This window comes from Arthrobacter sp. BF1 (assembly GCF_056680215.1).
Window position 1 is genome coordinate 970,837 of sequence record NZ_CM155271.1, and the last position, 15,463, is coordinate 986,299.

Genomic DNA, 15,463 nt, shown 5'->3' on the forward strand with positions numbered 1-15,463 from the left:
CCCGTTCTACTGGTGGCTGGCATTCCATCCGGCTGCCGCACCGACGCGTGCAGCCACTGAACGGGGCAAGAAGCATGAGTAAGAGCGTTGTGTGTGATGTCCTGGTGATCGGCTCTGGTGTGGCTGGAATGGCTGCGGCGTTGAAGGCTGCATCGCAGGGCCTGAGTGTGATCGTTGCCGAGAAGGACCGGTACTTTGGCGGCACCACGGCGATTTCCGCCGGCTGGGCCTGGGTCCCGGGCAACAAACAGGGGGTGGCCCAGGGGGACACCCGCGAGGAAGCGGAAACGTACCTGAAGAACCTCGCGCCGGAGACGTTCAACCGGGCCGGCGTCCGGACCTTCCTGGATACCGTGCCCGAGGCCATCGCCTTCTTCGAAAACGAAACCGACGTGAAGTTCACGTACCCGGAGAAGTCGCCGGATTACAAGATGGACCTCCCCGGGGCCAAGCTCTCGGGCCGGGCCATCCTTCCCCGGGACGTTGACGCGCGCGTACTCGGTGACAAGCGCCTCCTGATGCAGCCGTACATGAGTTCCTACACGGTGTTCGGCTACATGCCGCAGGTTGGCCCGGACATCAACGAGTTCTTCCACGTCAACCAGTCGGTCAAGTCCTTCGTTTATGTGGCGAAGAAGCTGCTACGCACCTGGGCGGACGCCGCCCGGTACAAGCGCCCCGTGCTCCGGTCCAACGGCAACGCGCTGATGACCCGCATGGTCAAGAGCGCCGACGATTTGGGTGTGCGGCTTTGGAACTCGTCACCGGCGCTGTCGCTGACCCGGGACGACGCCGGCACCGTGACGGGCGCGGTCATCGGCGGAGACCATGCCGCCACGGTAACGGCAAAACTGGGCGTCATCCTCGCCGCCGGCGGATTCTCCGGGAACAAGGAACTGCGCAAGCAGTACTTCCCGCACGATGCGGAGGGCGACGACCATTTCACCCCCACCCTGGGCCATGGCGGCGACGCCGCGAACCTGGCGATCAGCGCGGGCGGACACATCGACAACTCCGTGTTCAGCGTGGGCTCCTGGGCGCCGGTGACCGTCTTCAAGTACCTCAACGGCAAGGAGCGGCTCTTCCCGCATCTTCGCGCGATCGGGCTGCCGGGCCTGATTGCCGTGGACCGTCACGGCAAACGCTTCGGCAACGAGGCCCTGAGTTACCACGACTTCGGCGGTGCGATGATCGGCCACAACCAGGACGAGGACAAGACGTTCGGTTATGTGATCGGTGATGCCAGGACCATGCACAAGTACGGCATCGGCTACGCCAAGCCCTGGCCCATGCCGCGAGGTTACTTCTACAAGACGGGCTACCTGGTCAAGGGGGCAACCCTGGAGGAACTGGCCGGCAAGCGCGGCATCGATGCAGAAGGCCTGAAAGCGACCGTGGCGGAGTTCAATCCGGCCGCCGAACGCGGCGAGGACCCGGCGTTCGGCCGGGGTTCCACGTTGTACAACCACTTCCGCGGCGACATGGAGCACAAGCCCAACCCGAACCTGGCCACGGTGGGCAAAGGACCGTACTTTGCGGCCAAGATCCAGATGGGCGATCTTGGCACCTTCGCAGGGATCGGCGTTAACGATCGCTCCGAGGTCAAGACTGAGGAGGGGACGGCAATTCCCGGCCTGATCGCCGTCGGGGCGGCCGCAGTCAGCGTGTTCGGCGGCGGCTACCCGGGCTACGGTTCCCACATTGGCCCGGCCCTCGTCTTCGGTTACCGGGCCGGGCGGGACATTGCCAAACTCGCGGCTGAGCGCGGCAAGCGTTCCGAACTGGTCTGACCGTGGGAGATGCAGGATCCGCTGTGGTGACGGGTGGTGGTTCCGGGATCGGGGAAGCCATCGCCCTGAAGCTTGCGGATGCGGGGTATGCAGTCACCATCGGGGACATCGGAAGTGCCGCTTCGCAGGTTGTCGAGAAGATTACCGCTCGCGGTGGAAGGGCCCAGTTCGTCCACACGGATGTGACCGACGAAGACTCGGTGCGCGGCCTGATGGAAGGAGCGGCGCGTATCTTTGGCGGCTTGGACGTCCTGGTGGCCAATGCCGGGGTTCCCGAAGTCAAGGCTCCGCTTCACGAACTCGACCTGTCGAAGTGGCAACGTGTCATTGACGTCAACCTCACAGGTGTTGCCGTGTGCAACAAATGGGCTGTGGCCACCATCCTCGAAGGCTGGCGGCACAAGGCGGAACCGCGGACAGCCTCCGTCATTAATATGGCGTCGATCCTGGCCCATGTGGGGCAGGCGAACAGCAACGCCTATTCCGCAGCGAAGGCAGCCGTCGCCAACTTCACCCGTTCGGCTGCCCTCACATACGCACGGGAGGGCATTCGGTTCAACGCTGTGTCTCCGGGCTACGTGGACACCCCCTTGCTGGCCCGGCTGCCGGACGAGACACGCTCGCAGATGATTTCCAGGCAGCCCATCGGGCGGCTGCTTCGGCCCGAGGAGATCGCCAACGTGGTGCTGTTCCTCGCGGGCGAGGGGTCGTCGGCCCTGACCGGATCCATCATCAATGCCGACGGCGGATACACCGCCGCTTAGTGGCACCGGAAGCAGAAGTACGACGGCGGCACCCGGTTGGGTGCCACCGGCGCGTGGGGCGGTGGTGAACATCGGGAACATTTCAGCAAAAACAGTGAATGTTCACGGTCTTCACCATTTGGACCCATTGCCGGTTACGGTGAAGATATCAGGATGCTGTTCCGTTTCCTGAACGAACTTTCCGACCATCTGGAGCCGGGCGGTGAGGGCTGGCTTGTCCTCTCCGCTGTTCGAGGCGCGTGAGGCCGAGGTCACGTCCCTGTGGCGGCTGGTTCCCCGCTAGCGCGCCTAGGTGTACATGAGGGAGCCGGGGGTGGTGAGCTTCTCGCCGGTTTCGAGCCAGGTTTTGAGGCCGGAGAGGATCATGGGCCAGCCGCCGTAGAGCTGTTCGTTGGCGCCTTCGCGGAGCTGGTCGTGGGTGACGGTGAGGTGGCAGGAGTCGCCGACGGGTTCGATCTCCCAGGTGATGCGGGAGGTGCCTTCGGCTTTGACGTCCTCGCCCCAGAGCGCGGTCATGGTCTGGACGAGCTTCCGTGGCGGGTCGACTTCGAGGTTCTCGCCTTCGCCCAGCAGCACCCCGGCTTTGGGGTTGCCCATTTCAAACCGTCCGCCCGGGGTCCAGTCGGATTCGAGGGAGTTTCCGAACTGGTAGCTGCTGCGGATCTCGCTGTCCGTGATGGCTTCCCAGAGCCGTTCCGCAACGGTAGGACTTACTGCGGACTGCAGCAACACGGGGATTTGGGTTACCCGGTCTTTTCGAAAGCGTGTGACCTGCAATCCGAGAACTGCTGCGCCAAGCCGGTGAACAGCTCGTCCAGCTCCTGCTGACCAAAAGAGGCAGACTACCTCCGAAACGCCCGGCCCCTGACCCGCTTGGGTGCACCGCAAAGCTTAGGCTGACCGGATGGACTATCAGCTTCGTCAGGCCACTCCCGAGGACGCTATGGCCGTGGTGCTCTTTCATACGCTCGCCCATGAGGAGAGCTACGGGCACCTGCTCTCGCCGGAGTTCTTCCGCGACCGCCGGGCCAGCATCCGCGAACGCGCGGAACGGCGTCGTCCGCACCTCGCAGTAGCCGATCCGCGGATCATTGCCGTTGACGGCGACAACCACATTGTGGGACTGGCGGATGCCGGCCCGGGCCGGGATGATCCGGGGCCCGCGGAGCTGGAACTGTATTCGATCTTTACGCTCCGGCACACCTACGGAACGGGGCTGGGTGCGGCACTGTTGAGTGCCGCCGTCGGCGATTCACCCGCTTATCTGTGGGTGCTGCAGGACAATGCCCGGGCGCAGGCGTTTTACCTCAAGCATGGCTTCCGCCCCGACGGAGCAAAGGGCCTGCTGCCGCCGGAGTGGGAAGAACTGCCGCAGCTCAGGATGCTCCGGCCAGGCCGGAGCGTACGCTAGTCGAGGGCCGCCGTCGATGGTCAGAACCGTCTTTCCGTGCAGGTGTAGATCCATCGTTTGCCTGTTTCCTCAGCGCCAGCCGAGCTGGGGCGCCACATACTTCAGGACCGACTCAATGACGTGGGCGTTGTAGTCGACGCCGAGCTGGTTCGGGACCGTGAGCAGCAGGGTGTCTGCTGTGGCGATCGCCTCGTCCTCGGCCAGCTTCGCGGCCAGCTCGTCCGGGGCGCCCGCGTAGGAGCGGCCAAAAACCGCACGCGTTTTCTCGTCTATGTTGCCCACCTGGTCGGAGCTGTAGCGGTCGCGGCCGAAGTATTGCCAGTCGCGCTCGTCCGTCAGTGCAAAAATGCTGCGGCTGACCGAGACGCGCGGCTCCCGCTGGTGCCCGGCCTCCTTCCATGCCTGCCGGTAGAGGTCGATCTGCTCGGCCTGCTGGACGTGGAACGGCTTACCGCTCTCGTCATCCTTGAGGGTGGAGCTCTGCAGGTTCATGCCGAGCTTCGCCGCCCAGACAGCCGTGGCGTTCGAGCCCGAACCCCACCAGATGCGATCACGCAGGCCCTCAGAGTGCGGTTCCACGCGCAGCAGCCCCGGAGGGTTCGGGAACATCGGGCGGGGGCTCGGTGCCGCGAAGCCTTCGCCGGTGAGCACCTCAAGCAGACGCTCGGTGTGCCTGCGGCCCATATCGGCGTCAGACTCGCCCTGGGCCGGGACAAAGCCGAAGTGGCGCCACCCGTCGATGACCTGCTCGGGTGAACCCCTGCTGATGCCCAGCTGCAATCGGCCGCCCGAGATCAGGTCGGCCGCGCCGGCGTCCTCCGCCATGTAGAGCGGGTTCTCGTAGCGCATGTCAATCACGCCGGTACCGATCTCAATGCGGCTTGTGCGTGCTCCAATGGCAGCGAGCAGGGGGAACGGGGAAGCATACTGCTGCGCAAAGTGGTGGACGCGGAAATAGGCCCCGTCCGCACCCAGCTCCTCGGCCGCGACGGCCAGGTCGATCGCCTGCAACAGCGCGTCCGACGCGTTGCGCGTGCCGGACTCCGGGTGGTCGGTCCAATGGCCGAAGGACAGGAAGCCGATGTTCTTCACACCGGAAACTGTAGTACTAGTCGCATTCCGGCTGAAGCCGGAAATGATTGTGGACTACACGGTCACAATAAACTTGCCAAGCACGTGGCCCTGTTCGCTTTTCGCGTGCGCGGCCGCGACATTGTCCAAGGAAAAGGTTTCCGCGACCGGCAGCCGGAATTTTCCCTGCTCGAACAGCGCCGCCGCTTCAGCGCGGGCTTCGGGCGCACGATCCGCGCCTGCGCCGCCGGAGAACCGCACGCCATACTCGGCGGCCCTGTTGTCGGCTATGGTGATGACCTTCCCGGCACTGCCGGTGAGCTCAATAAGTTCCGGCAGGACTCCGAAACCCACCGCATCGAAGGCGACATCGACACCGCGCGGGGCAAGCCCGCGCACACGGTCGACCAGGCCGGGGCCATACGTCGTTGGGATCGCACCAAGAGAGCGTAGATACTGGTGATGCCCTTCACTGGCGGTGCCGATCACGATGGCTTCGGCAGCCAGCGCGAATTGGACGCCGGCCAGGCCCACTCCGCCGGCAGCCCCATTGACGAGGAGAGTCTGCCCGGACTCCAGGGGCAACACGTTCAACGCCCGGCGTGCCGCTTCGGTTGACATCGGGTATCCGGCAGCCTCCTCGAACGAGAGACCCTCCGGCTTCCGCGCCCACTCAGCCAGCACCGCATACTCGGCTGTCGCCCAGTTGGCTGAACTACCCAAGGGGATACTGCCGAAGACCTCGTCTCCGACAGCGACGCCCATTGCGCCCCCGCCGACCTCGTCCACGACTCCCGAGGCATCAAGGCCGACCCCCGCAGGGAAATTGACCGGCATGAAGGCAGCCAGGTCCCCGCGTCGAAACTTCCAGTCGAAGGCATTCACGCCCGCCGCGCGAACGGCCACCCGGATCTGGCCCGGCCCTGGGTGCGGCTCCTCGACCTCGACGACCTTGAGGACCTCCGGCCCGCCATACTCGGCAAATTGGACAGCCTTCACGGCATTCTTCCCTTCTAAGCTGGCGGCATGATCGGTGTTCTCATGATGCCAACGGCGAACGGGCGCAACAAGGAGCAGTTGGCTTTCGGCACATGGCCGAGAGTGCGTCGCTCCACTGGATGCCGGCGTCGGTCTTTACCGCCTACCGACGAAGCGTCGGCGTCGCGAGTTCTTCCCTGAGCGCAGCCACGTGGCCTGCTGCGTCCACATGGTACTGCGCCAGGGTCACCCTGCCCTGGGGGTCAACAACGACAGTTGACCGGATAACACCCTCAACCACCTGCCCATCGAGGAGCTTTTCGCCCCAGGCGCCATAGGCCATGGCTACGGAATGTTCCCCATCTGAGAGGAGGGGAAAGGTGAGGGTGAAATCGTCGCTGAACTCCGCCAGGGCTCGGGGAGCGTCCGGTGAGATCCCCAGGACCTCGTATCCTTCACGCTGCAATGAGGCAAGGTTGTCGCGGAAATCGCACGCTTCGGTGGTGCAGCCCGGCGTGGCCGCCCTGGGGTAGAAGTACACGATGACATTCGTGCCCCGGTAATCCGCGAGGGACACCGGGTTCCCGGTGGCATCGCTAAGGGTGAAGTCCGGCGCTTGGCTGCCAGGCTGGAGACGGAGGGAATGCGGCTGGTTCGGGTTCATGGTTGGATGATCCTTATCGGTGGGATGAACGGGACGGCGGGTAGCTGTTGCTGTTAGATGGCGTATTCGGACGGGTTCCGGATGGTAACCCTGGAGCCGGGCGTGAACCGGTAGCCGCCGCCCCGGATGGTGGCGATCGCATGCCGTGCCGTTCCGAATTTCCGGCGCAGGCGGCCCACATAAACGTCGATCGAACGCGGCGTGCAGCCGGGAAATTCCAGTGACTCCAGAACGCGTTGCAGTTCCTTCCGGCCGACCGGACGGGAACAGTTCTCGGCCAGATACTGCAGCACGCGGTACTCCACCCCGGTCAACTGGATGGGCGTCCCGTCCAGCAGCACGGGACCCCTGCGAAGGTCCACTGACAGCAGGCCGGGGGCAGACCACCGCAGCGGCAGGTGGGAGGAACCGCCGTCGTCCGCTTGCGGGGAGTCCTCCGCAGGGGACGACGACGGCTCCGGATTTCCGCCGTCGCATGTACCCTCCCCAGGGTTCACGCCGGCGGCGGAAGTTGCGTCCCCGGCGGCAGGCCAAAAATGGACTTCCACCTCCGGGGCAATTCTCTGGGCACGTTCGAGCAGTTCCTGGGCGGCGCAGGCAATCAGCGCATCATCTGGTTCCTGGTTGGCGCCGGGCACGACCCAGACAGCCAGGCCCCGGGCCTTGGGCGCGGGTGCCCGCGCCGGAAGCGCCGGAGAACGTGGGCAGCTCGAAAGGGGGGATTCAGTTGCCACTGACCCGGTTAGATCCCGCCGCGGCGGATGAGCTTGCCGGTGGGTGTCTGGCCGTCCACCACGCTGCCGCGCAGGTAGGTGCGCCGCACCACGCCGGAGAGGGCTTTGCCGTCGTAGGGGGTGATGGGGTTCTTGTGCTTGAGTTTGGAGACGTCCACCACGAACGCCTCGTCCGGGGCGAAGACGGCGAAATCGGCGTCGTAGCCGAGGGCAAGCTGGCCCTTGTTGCTTAACCGGGCCAGTGCGGCCGGCTTCTCGGCCATCCACGATACGACCTGCTCCAGCGGGATCCTGCGGTGCCGGGCTTCGGTCCACACCAGGGACAGGCCCAACTGCAGCGACGACACGCCGCCCCAGGCCACGGCGAAGTCACCGTTCTCCAAGTCCTTCAGGTCCAGGGTCGAGGGTGAGTGGTCCGAGACGATGCAGTCGATGGTGCCGTCCAGCAGGCCCTGCCACAGCAGCTCGCGGTTGGCGGCCTCCCGGATGGGCGGGCAGCACTTGTACGCGGTGGCACCGTCCGGAATTTCCTCGGCCATCAGCGTGAGGTAGTGCGGGCACGTCTCCACGGTGAGCTTGACGCCGTCGCGCTTTGCGGTGGCGATCATGGGCAGCGCGTCCGACGACGAGAGGTGCAGGATGTGCGCACGTGCACCGGTCCAGCGCGCCCGTTCGATGACCTCGGCGATGGCCTTGTTCTCGGCGCCGCGGGGGCGGGAGGCCAGGAACGTGGAGTAGTGGTCGCCGCCGGGATGGGGTGCGCGGTCGATGGCGTGGGAGTCCTCCGCGTGGACGATCATGAGCGAGTCGAAGGACTTCAGCTCGGCCATGTCCTCTTCCATCTCGTCTGCTTCGAGGTGCGGGAACTCGTCCACGCCCGAGTGCAGCAGGAAGCACTTGAAGCCGAAGACGCCCTCATCGTGCAGCGGACGGAGGTCCGCCTTGTTGCCGGGGATGGCGCCGCCCCAGAAGCCGACGTCCACAAAAGCCTGGTCCTCGGCCACCTCGCGCTTGAGCTTGAGGCCTTCCACAGTGGTGGTGGGCGGGATGGAGTTCAGCGGCATGTCGATGATGGTGGTGACGCCGCCGGCGGCGGCGGCGCGGGTGGCGGAGGCGAACCCTTCCCATTCGGTGCGGCCCGGTTCGTTGACGTGCACGTGCGTGTCCACGAGGCCGGGAAGCAGGGTTTCGTCGTCGGCCAGTTCGATGACGTCGGAGCCGGCCAGGCCGTTGCCCAGCGGCTCGATGGCCGCGATCTTTCCGCCCCGGACGCCCACTTCACGGGCAGCGATGCCCGCGGTGGTGAGGATGCGCCGGCCGCGGATGACCAGGTCGTAGCGTTCTTCAGACATGGAGGTCCTCCTTTGTGTCAGCGGTGCGGGCCAGCCTGTTCGCTGCCAGCCTGCCGCCGATCTGCGTGCCCAGCTGCTCCAGAAGCGGTCCTGCCTCTGCCATGCACCTGTCTACATTGGTTTCAAGCTCGGTCAAAGCGTAAACGTCCTCGAAGCCGGCGGCTATGGTCTGTTCCTGTGTCAGCGTGGTCCGGCCGCACACTGCGATGACCGGAACACCCAGCGCGCTAGCAGCCCGGGCAACACCCATGGGTGTTTTGCCCAGCAGGCTCTGCTCGTCCAGGCTGCCCTCCCCGGTGATCACCAGATCGGCGCCGCCAAGCCGGTGTGCCAGGTCCGTGAATTCCAGCACGACGTCGATTCCCGGCCGCCGCGTTGCCGCGAGGACGGCGATGGCCGCGTAGCCCACGCCCCCGGCGGCCCCGGCACTGGGGGCTTCCGCCGCTTTGATGGCACGGAATCCGATTTCCCTGGCCAAGACTTCGACAAACCTGGCCAGGGCGGCGTCGAGCAAGCCGACGTCCTGTTGTGTGGCGCCCTTTTGCGGGCCGAAAACCGCCGCGGCGCCATGGTGGCCCAGCAGGGGGTTGTCGACGTCAGACGCCAGCACAAAGCGTGTATCCACCAGACGTGGTTCAAAGTCGGTGAAGTCGATGCTGTCCAGCTGGGTCAGGGCGGCCCCGCCGGACGGAAGTTCCCTGCCTGTGGCGTCCAGGAACCTGGCGCCCAAGCCCTGCAAAAGCCCGGCGCCGCCGTCGGTGTTGGCGCTGCCGCCGACCCCCAACACAATCCGCCGGCAGCCCTCGTCCAGTGCCGCCCGGATCAGCTGGCCTGTGCCCAGGCTGGTTGCCGTCGTGGCCGCGGCCGAATCCGGCTGGCCGCTGTTCTTTACCCGGGGCACCAGGGCGAGACCGGACGCGGTGGCCATCTCGATGACCGCCTCGTGGCCACGGACAGCGAAGTCCGCTGCGACAGGTTCACCGGTGGGGCCGCTGACTAGGGCACTCCTGCGGGTGAAACCGGAGCCGACGGCGGCATCGAGGGTTCCCTCGCCGCCGTCGGCCACCGGAATCCGGAGGACCTCAAGGGTGCTGGATTTTGCCGTGCCGGCACCGAGGTGCAGGCCCTTTTCCAGGTGTCGGCACACCTCCGGCGCGGAGAGCGATCCCTTGAACTTATCCGGGGCAATGACGATCCGCATGGTTATGCCTGCAGTGCCAGGATGGCCGTGGGGGCGTCAGCGGCGGTCTCGGCCAGTTCCTCGAACTCGTTCACCGCGTTGATTTCCAAACCCATGGAGATGTTGGTGATCTTTTCCAGGATCACTTCCACCACCACAGGCACCTGGAACTCGCCCATCAGCGCCTTGGCTTTGCCGAACGCGGCCGGCAGGTCTGCCGGGTCCTGCACACGCACGGCCTTGCAGCCCAGGCCTTCGGCGACCTTGAGGTGGTCCACGCCGTAGCCGTTCGTCTCGGGGGAGTTGATGTTCTCGAACGCCAGGGAGACGTTCTGCTCCATCTTGAAGCCGCGCTGGGACTGGCGGATCAGGCCCAGGTAGGAGTTGTTCACCACCACGTGGATGTACGGGATGTTGAACTGGGCGCCAACGGCGAGTTCCTCGATCATGAACTGGAAGTCGTAGTCGCCGGACAGTGCCACCACGGTCTCGTCCGGCTTGCCGCGGACCACGCCGAGGGCAGCCGGTCCGGTCCAACCCAGCGGGCCTGCCTGGCCGGCGTTGATCCACTTGCGGGGACCAAAAACGTGCAGCATCTGCGCACCCGCAATCTGGGACAGGCCAATGGTGGAGACGTACGTGGTGTCCCGGCCAAACGCTTTGTTCATTTCCTCGTATACGCGCTGCGGCTTGATGGGGATGTTCTCGAAGTGGGTCTTGCGGTGCAGGGAGGCTTTGCGGTCCTGGCACTCGGCAACCCAGGCGCTGTAGTCCTGCAGGGACCCTGCTGCCTTGCGCTCCTTGGCGAGCTCAAGCAGCCCGGTCAGCGCCGCGCCGGCGTCGGACGCGATGCCCAGGTCCGGCGAGAAAACGCGGCCGATCTGCGTGGGCTCAATGTCGATGTGAACAAACTTGCGGCCCGCGGTGTAAGTCTCCAGGCCACCGGTGTGGCGGTTGGCCCAGCGGTTGCCGATGCCGATCACGAAGTCGCTCTGCAGGTAGGTCTCGTTGCCGTAGCGGTGGGAGGTCTGCAGGCCCACCATGCCGGCCATGAGCTGGTGGTCGTCCGGGATGGTGCCCCAGCCCATCAGCGTGGGGATGACCGGGACGTTCAGGGTTTCGGCCAGTTCAACCAGCTGGGCGGAGGCGCCGGCGTTGATGATGCCGCCGCCGGCCACGATCAGCGGGTTCTTGGCGGCGGTGAGCATGTCCAGGGCCTTTTCCAGCTGCTTGCGGCTGGCTTTGGGCTTTTCGATGGGGAGGGGCTCGTAGGTCTCGATGTCGAATTCGATTTCGGCCATTTGGACGTCGATGGGCAGGTCCAGCAGCACGGGTCCGGGACGGCCGGACCGCATCAGCTGGAAGGCCTTCTGGAAGGCGCCAGGAACCTGGCCGGGCTCCAGGACGGTCATGGCCATCTTGGTGACGGGCTTGGCGATGGACTCGATGTCCACGGCCTGGAAGTCTTCCTTGTGCAGCTTGGCCACGGGCGCCTGGCCGGTGATGCAGAGCATGGGGATGGAGTCCGCCCAGGCGGCGTAGAGGCCGGTGATCATGTCCGTGCCGGCGGGGCCGGACGTGCCGATGCAGATGCCGATGTTGCCGTCCTTGGCGCGGGAGTACCCATCGGCCATGTGGCTGGCGCCTTCCACGTGGCGGGCCAGCGTGTGGCGGATGCCGCCGTGGGCCCGCATGGCGGAGTAGAAGGGGTTGATGGCGGCACCTGGCAGGCCGAACGCCTCGATGGCGCCTTCCTTTTCCAGGATGGCCACCGCTGCATCAACGGTACGCATCTTGCTCATGGTGTGCTCCTACTTAAATATGTGGTTCGCCCGCGTTCGGGGCAGAAAATGGGTGTGGTGAGGGAGCCGCCGTCGTTCGGGGTACGACGGCGGTGTCCCGGTTCTGCGTGATGCGCGCCGTGGCGCGGTGGCTTACTCCCGGCCTGCTCTATTTCCTGCCACTGAGCTTCAGGACCTGCTTGAAGAGCCCGGAATGGTCCAGTGCGCCGTCGCCCTGGTTGACGGTGGCGGCGACGAGCTGGGCGACGACGGCGCCGAGGGGGACCGCGACGTTCGCTTCCCGGGCGGCGGAGGTGACGATGCCGAGGTCCTTGTGGTGCAGGGCCAGGCGGAAGCCGGGGTCGAAGTTGCGGTCCAGCATCTTCTGGCCCTTCTGGTCCAGGACCTTGGAACCGGCGAGGCCGCCGCCAAGGACCTTGAGGGCGGCGTCGGTGTCCACCCCGTAGGCTTCAAGGAAGGCGACGGCTTCGGCGAGGACCTGGATGTTGACCGCGACGATCAGCTGGTTTGCAGCTTTGACGGTCTGGCCGGAGCCGGACGGGCCCACGTGGACGATGGTTTTGCCGACGGCGTTCAGGACGTCTTGGGCTGCGTCGAAGTCTGCCTTGTCGCCGCCCACCATGATGGAGAGGACGGCGTCGATGGCGCCCTGTTCGCCACCGGAGACCGGTGCGTCCAAGGGGCGGATGCCGGCTTCACGGGCGTCGTCGGAGAGGCGCTTGGCAACGTCCGGGCGGATGCTGGAAGCGTCGATCCACAAGGTGCCCTGCTTGGCATTGGCGAAGACACCGTCCTTGCCGCTGACCACGCCCTCAACATCGGGGGAGTCCGGCACCATGGTGATGACGACGTCGGCCTCCTTGACGGCGTCGGCGATGCTGGAGGCGCCCTTGCCGCCTTCGGAGACCAGCTTGTCGATCTTGTCCTGGCTGCGGTTGAAGCCGGTGACGGCGTGGCCGGCCTTGACCAGGTTGATGGCCATGGGCAGGCCCATGATTCCGAGTCCGATGACTGCAACGTTGCTCATGTTGGTTCTCTTTCTGAAGTCTGTGCGTGGTGTCCCAACTAGGTAGCGCTATCTGTCGTTATGAGGGCTCTAAACGACAGTTAGCGCTACTCAGTTGGGCGGGGCGGGTTAGCGAGAGCCGGCGCGCTGGCGGATGGCCCAGCTGAAGGCCGTTTCCTGCGGTTCCTTGTATTCGAGGCCGATGGAGCCGTCGTAGCCGAGTTCGCGGCTGCGGGCGATCCATTCGCCGAGGGGAAGCCCGCCGGTTCCGGGAGCCCCACGGCCGGGGTGGTCGGCAATCTGGATGTGGCCGAAGTCTTTGGCGTGGTTTTCGATGACGGCCCCGACGTCGTCCCCGTTGACTGCCAAATGGTAGAAGTCCGCGAGGAGCTTGATGTTCTCCACGCCGGTTTCGTCCTTGACCCGGGCGATGACGTTCAGGGCGTCCTGGGCCTTGAGGAGCGGGTACTTGGCGGCGCCGCTCACCGGTTCGAGGAGGACGGTGCCGCCGATGCGGGCGACGCCTTCCGCTGCTGCCGCCAGGTTCTTGACGGCGAGCTCGTCCTGCTCCTCAGGGGTGAATTCGTCCTGCCGGTTGCCGTAGAGAGCGTTGAAGGCCTTGCAGCCCAGGCGCTGGCCGATGCCGGTGACGACGTCGATGTTGTCCTTGAACTCGGAGCAGCGTCCCTTCCAGGAGACGAGGCCGCGGTCGCCGCCCGGCATGTTGCCGGCGTTGAAGTTTAGGCCGGTGAGCTGGACGCCGGCATCGGTGATGGCGTCCTCGAACTCGGTGACCTGGGCGTCGGTGGGGACGGAGGTTTCGAAGGGCCACCAGAACTCGACGGCGTCGAAACCGGCAGCCTTTGCAGCTGCGGGGCGCTCGAGCAGGGGAAGCTCTGTCAGGAGGATGGAGCAGTTCACTGTGTACGTCATCGTAGGTCCTTCGGAGGAGGGGCTTTGATCTATCTCCAGTGCTTTCCGGCTGTTTACCGTTTCCGCCTTGTGGAATTTAGATTCTGCTTTATGAAAAGTGTAGAGAGGGGTAAGGGTGGGAGTCAAGGGGGAGACGACGGCGGGACAGCCGGCGCGACAGCCAGCGGACGCCGGAGCATGCGGGGGCACGTTGCGCTGCCGCGTGAAGGCATGGTGCGGATGGGGTGTGGGGCCCGATTACTCCGCCAATGATCGAAGGGGGAGGCATCGTGCGAGGTCCTTCCCGTGTTGTCGGCTCCCCTGCAGCACACTGTCTTTATGACTTTCGCGAATGTGGGCAGCCTTGGAACCAAACCCGGCCAGCAGGACGCTTTAGTGGCGATACTGGTCCGGCCGATGGCAGGACTTGAGGTGGCCGGGTGTCTGCAGTACGACGTTGGCATCAACCCCGAGGTGCCGGACACCGTGTTTGTCAGCGAGCTCTGGGAATCCGCGGAAGCGCACCAGGCCTCGCTGCAGTTGGACAGCGTGCGGGCTGCCATTGCTGAGGCCATGCCGCTGCTTTCAGGGGAGATGGGCGGCACTCGCTTCACGGTGGTGGGGTCGCCGCTCCGCTGAGGCTTTGCACGGGTCGCGACTGGGCGCTGGAAAAAGGGGTACGTGGCGGGTATGAAACCGTTGCCTACGCTGGAACTTGTTGCCCGCCTCGAGGATGCCGCTTGGCTGGATCCGCTAGCCAAATGGGGACGGAACGCCGTCAACGCCATAGTCAGGCCCCGGTGGGCGCGCGACATTCTGCACGGTGTCCCCGTTGGGCATCCCGTGCATCCGCTGGCGGTACAGGTGCCGATGGGAGCTTGGATTTCCGTGGCAGTCTTGGACGCGATGAGTGGACGAGGCGGCCCGGGACGTGGCCGGGCCGGAAGCGGTTGGGCGGGAAGCGGTTGGGCGGGAAGCGGCTGGGCGGGAATCGGCCGGAGCGGAAGCGGCTGCTGGGCGGGAATCGGCCGGAGCGGAAGCGGTTGGGCGGCAAGTGACCGCGCGGGAAGTGACTGGGCGGGAATCGAGAAGGCGGCAAACGTCCTGATCGGGGTCGGAACATTAACCGCGGCGCCGGCCGCCCTGGCGGGTTTCACGGACTGGTCCGAGCTGCATCCCCAACAACAGCGGGTGGGGCTGGTTCACGCTGCCGCCAACATTGCGGCTACCGTGCTGTATTCCGTGTCCCTGGTGCAGCGCTCCCGGGGCAGGCAGGCCAGCGGCAAGGTGCTGGCCTATCTGGGGCTGGCCACCGTGAGTGCCGGCGGGTTCCTGGGCGGGCACCTCACGTACCGTCAGGCGGCCGGTGTTAACCACAGCGAGGAGATCCCGCACCGGTTTCCGCCTGGTTGGCATCACCTGGCCCCGCTCGCGGACCTGCCGGACGGACAGCTCCACGAACGCGTCGTTGCCGGGATTCCGCTGCTCGTCCACCGCGAAGGGGGCAATGTAAACGTGCTGTCCGATGTGTGCAGCCACCTTTCCGGACCGCTGCACGAGGGCAAACTTGAGAGCGCTGCAGATCTCCCCGGCGGAGATCCTTCGGACTACCAGCCGTGTGTGGTGTGCCCTTGGCACAAGAGCACTTTCGCGCTGCGGACCGGCGAGGTGCTTGCCGGCCCGGCCACCGCCCGGCAGCCGCTGTTCAGCACCCGGGTCAGGGATGGGCTTGTGGAGGTCTGCCTGCCGGGTGCTGAGTAGGCGGGTGCTAAGTAGGCGCGCGCGACGGGACCCGGCCA

The 15,463-nt window shown here is 65.6% G+C and carries 14 protein-coding genes and 1 pseudogene; 5 read left to right on the plus strand and 10 right to left on the minus strand.

Going from position 1 to position 15,463, the window contains the following annotated elements:
- Positions 1–74 precede the first annotated feature (74 nt).
- Both chcC2 and chcB2 read left to right on the plus strand, forming a co-directional pair.
- Positions 75–1,790 (plus strand): 4-oxocyclohex-2-ene-1-carboxylate 5-dehydrogenase, encoded by a 1,716-nt coding sequence (chcC2, locus tag AC1MCD_RS04710; protein WP_498676308.1) that lies wholly within the window; start codon positions 75–77, stop codon positions 1,788–1,790.
- Between the two features lie 2 nt (positions 1,791–1,792).
- Positions 1,793–2,554, plus strand: a complete 762-nt coding sequence (chcB2, locus tag AC1MCD_RS04715) for a cis-4-hydroxycyclohexanecarboxylate dehydrogenase (RefSeq protein WP_498676309.1) — start codon at positions 1,793–1,795, stop codon at positions 2,552–2,554.
- A 288-nt stretch (positions 2,555–2,842) separates the two neighbouring features.
- On the opposite strand, the pseudogene AC1MCD_RS04720 reads toward chcB2, so the two are convergent.
- Positions 2,843–3,259, minus strand: a pseudogene (locus AC1MCD_RS04720) (SRPBCC family protein); the annotation flags it as partial.
- Between the two features lie 199 nt (positions 3,260–3,458).
- Between AC1MCD_RS04720 and AC1MCD_RS04725 the strand changes: the two are divergent.
- Positions 3,459–3,965 carry a GNAT family N-acetyltransferase gene (locus tag AC1MCD_RS04725; RefSeq protein ID WP_498676310.1) on the plus strand — a complete coding sequence of 169 codons (507 nt, stop codon included), beginning with the start codon at positions 3,459–3,461 and terminating at the stop codon, positions 3,963–3,965.
- 69 nt (positions 3,966–4,034) lie between these two features.
- On the opposite strand, the gene AC1MCD_RS04730 is transcribed toward AC1MCD_RS04725, so the two are convergent.
- The 9 genes from AC1MCD_RS04730 to AC1MCD_RS04770 form a co-directional block, all read right to left on the minus strand.
- Complete coding sequence (locus tag AC1MCD_RS04730) at positions 4,035–5,057, minus strand: LLM class flavin-dependent oxidoreductase (RefSeq protein ID WP_498676312.1); 1,023 nt, start codon at positions 5,055–5,057, stop codon at positions 4,035–4,037.
- 54 nt (positions 5,058–5,111) lie between these two features.
- Positions 5,112–6,035, minus strand: a complete 924-nt coding sequence (locus AC1MCD_RS04735) for an NADP-dependent oxidoreductase (RefSeq protein WP_498676314.1) — start codon at positions 6,033–6,035, stop codon at positions 5,112–5,114.
- A 142-nt stretch (positions 6,036–6,177) separates the two neighbouring features.
- Positions 6,178–6,678 (minus strand): thioredoxin-dependent thiol peroxidase, encoded by a 501-nt coding sequence (gene bcp / locus AC1MCD_RS04740; protein WP_498676316.1) that lies wholly within the window; start codon positions 6,676–6,678, stop codon positions 6,178–6,180.
- Positions 6,679–6,731: 53 nt separating this feature from the next.
- The gene (locus AC1MCD_RS04745) at positions 6,732–7,316 is read right to left on the minus strand and encodes a winged helix-turn-helix domain-containing protein (protein ID WP_498676317.1); all 585 of its coding nucleotides are present in this window, start codon (positions 7,314–7,316) and stop codon (positions 6,732–6,734) included.
- Positions 7,317–7,420: 104 nt separating this feature from the next.
- On the minus strand, positions 7,421–8,764 hold the full coding sequence (gene allB, locus AC1MCD_RS04750) for an allantoinase AllB (RefSeq protein ID WP_498676318.1): 1,344 nt from the start codon (positions 8,762–8,764) through the stop codon (positions 7,421–7,423).
- Positions 8,757–9,965 (minus strand): glycerate kinase, encoded by a 1,209-nt coding sequence (locus AC1MCD_RS04755; RefSeq protein ID WP_498676320.1) that lies wholly within the window; start codon positions 9,963–9,965, stop codon positions 8,757–8,759. The genes allB and AC1MCD_RS04755 overlap by 8 nt, the downstream gene beginning before the upstream one ends.
- 2 nt (positions 9,966–9,967) lie before the next feature.
- Positions 9,968–11,746, minus strand: a complete 1,779-nt coding sequence (gene gcl / locus AC1MCD_RS04760; RefSeq protein WP_498676322.1) for a glyoxylate carboligase — start codon at positions 11,744–11,746, stop codon at positions 9,968–9,970.
- Positions 11,747–11,894: 148 nt separating this feature from the next.
- Positions 11,895–12,773 (minus strand): 2-hydroxy-3-oxopropionate reductase, encoded by an 879-nt coding sequence (locus AC1MCD_RS04765; RefSeq protein ID WP_498676325.1) that lies wholly within the window; start codon positions 12,771–12,773, stop codon positions 11,895–11,897.
- Positions 12,774–12,881: 108 nt separating this feature from the next.
- Positions 12,882–13,685, minus strand: coding sequence for a hydroxypyruvate isomerase family protein (locus tag AC1MCD_RS04770; protein WP_498676328.1), 804 nt, complete (start codon positions 13,683–13,685; stop codon positions 12,882–12,884).
- 318 nt (positions 13,686–14,003) lie between these two features.
- Between AC1MCD_RS04770 and AC1MCD_RS04775 the strand changes: the two genes are divergently transcribed.
- The gene (locus AC1MCD_RS04775) at positions 14,004–14,303 is read left to right on the plus strand and encodes a putative quinol monooxygenase (RefSeq protein WP_498676329.1); all 300 of its coding nucleotides are present in this window, start codon (positions 14,004–14,006) and stop codon (positions 14,301–14,303) included.
- A 51-nt stretch (positions 14,304–14,354) separates the two neighbouring features.
- Positions 14,355–15,425, plus strand: a complete 1,071-nt coding sequence (locus AC1MCD_RS04780) for a Rieske (2Fe-2S) protein (protein WP_498676331.1) — start codon at positions 14,355–14,357, stop codon at positions 15,423–15,425.
- The last annotated feature ends 38 nt before the right edge of the window (positions 15,426–15,463 follow it).

Coding starts and splice junctions, on each gene's coding strand:
- chcC2 (WP_498676308.1), top strand. CDS start 75: ATGAGTAAGAGCGTTGTGTGTGATGTCCTGGTGATCGGCTCTGGTGTG.
- AC1MCD_RS04725 (WP_498676310.1), top strand. CDS start 3,459: ATGGACTATCAGCTTCGTCAGGCCACTCCCGAGGACGCTATGGCCGTG.
- bcp (WP_498676316.1), bottom strand. CDS start 6,678: ATGAACCCGAACCAGCCGCATTCCCTCCGTCTCCAGCCTGGCAGCCAA.
- allB (WP_498676318.1), bottom strand. CDS start 8,764: ATGTCTGAAGAACGCTACGACCTGGTCATCCGCGGCCGGCGCATCCTC.
- AC1MCD_RS04755 (WP_498676320.1), bottom strand. CDS start 9,965: ATGCGGATCGTCATTGCCCCGGATAAGTTCAAGGGATCGCTCTCCGCG.
- gcl (WP_498676322.1), bottom strand. CDS start 11,746: ATGAGCAAGATGCGTACCGTTGATGCAGCGGTGGCCATCCTGGAAAAG.
- AC1MCD_RS04765 (WP_498676325.1), bottom strand. CDS start 12,773: ATGAGCAACGTTGCAGTCATCGGACTCGGAATCATGGGCCTGCCCATG.
- AC1MCD_RS04770 (WP_498676328.1), bottom strand. CDS start 13,685: ATGACGTACACAGTGAACTGCTCCATCCTCCTGACAGAGCTTCCCCTG.
- AC1MCD_RS04775 (WP_498676329.1), top strand. CDS start 14,004: ATGACTTTCGCGAATGTGGGCAGCCTTGGAACCAAACCCGGCCAGCAG.
- AC1MCD_RS04780 (WP_498676331.1), top strand. CDS start 14,355: ATGAAACCGTTGCCTACGCTGGAACTTGTTGCCCGCCTCGAGGATGCC.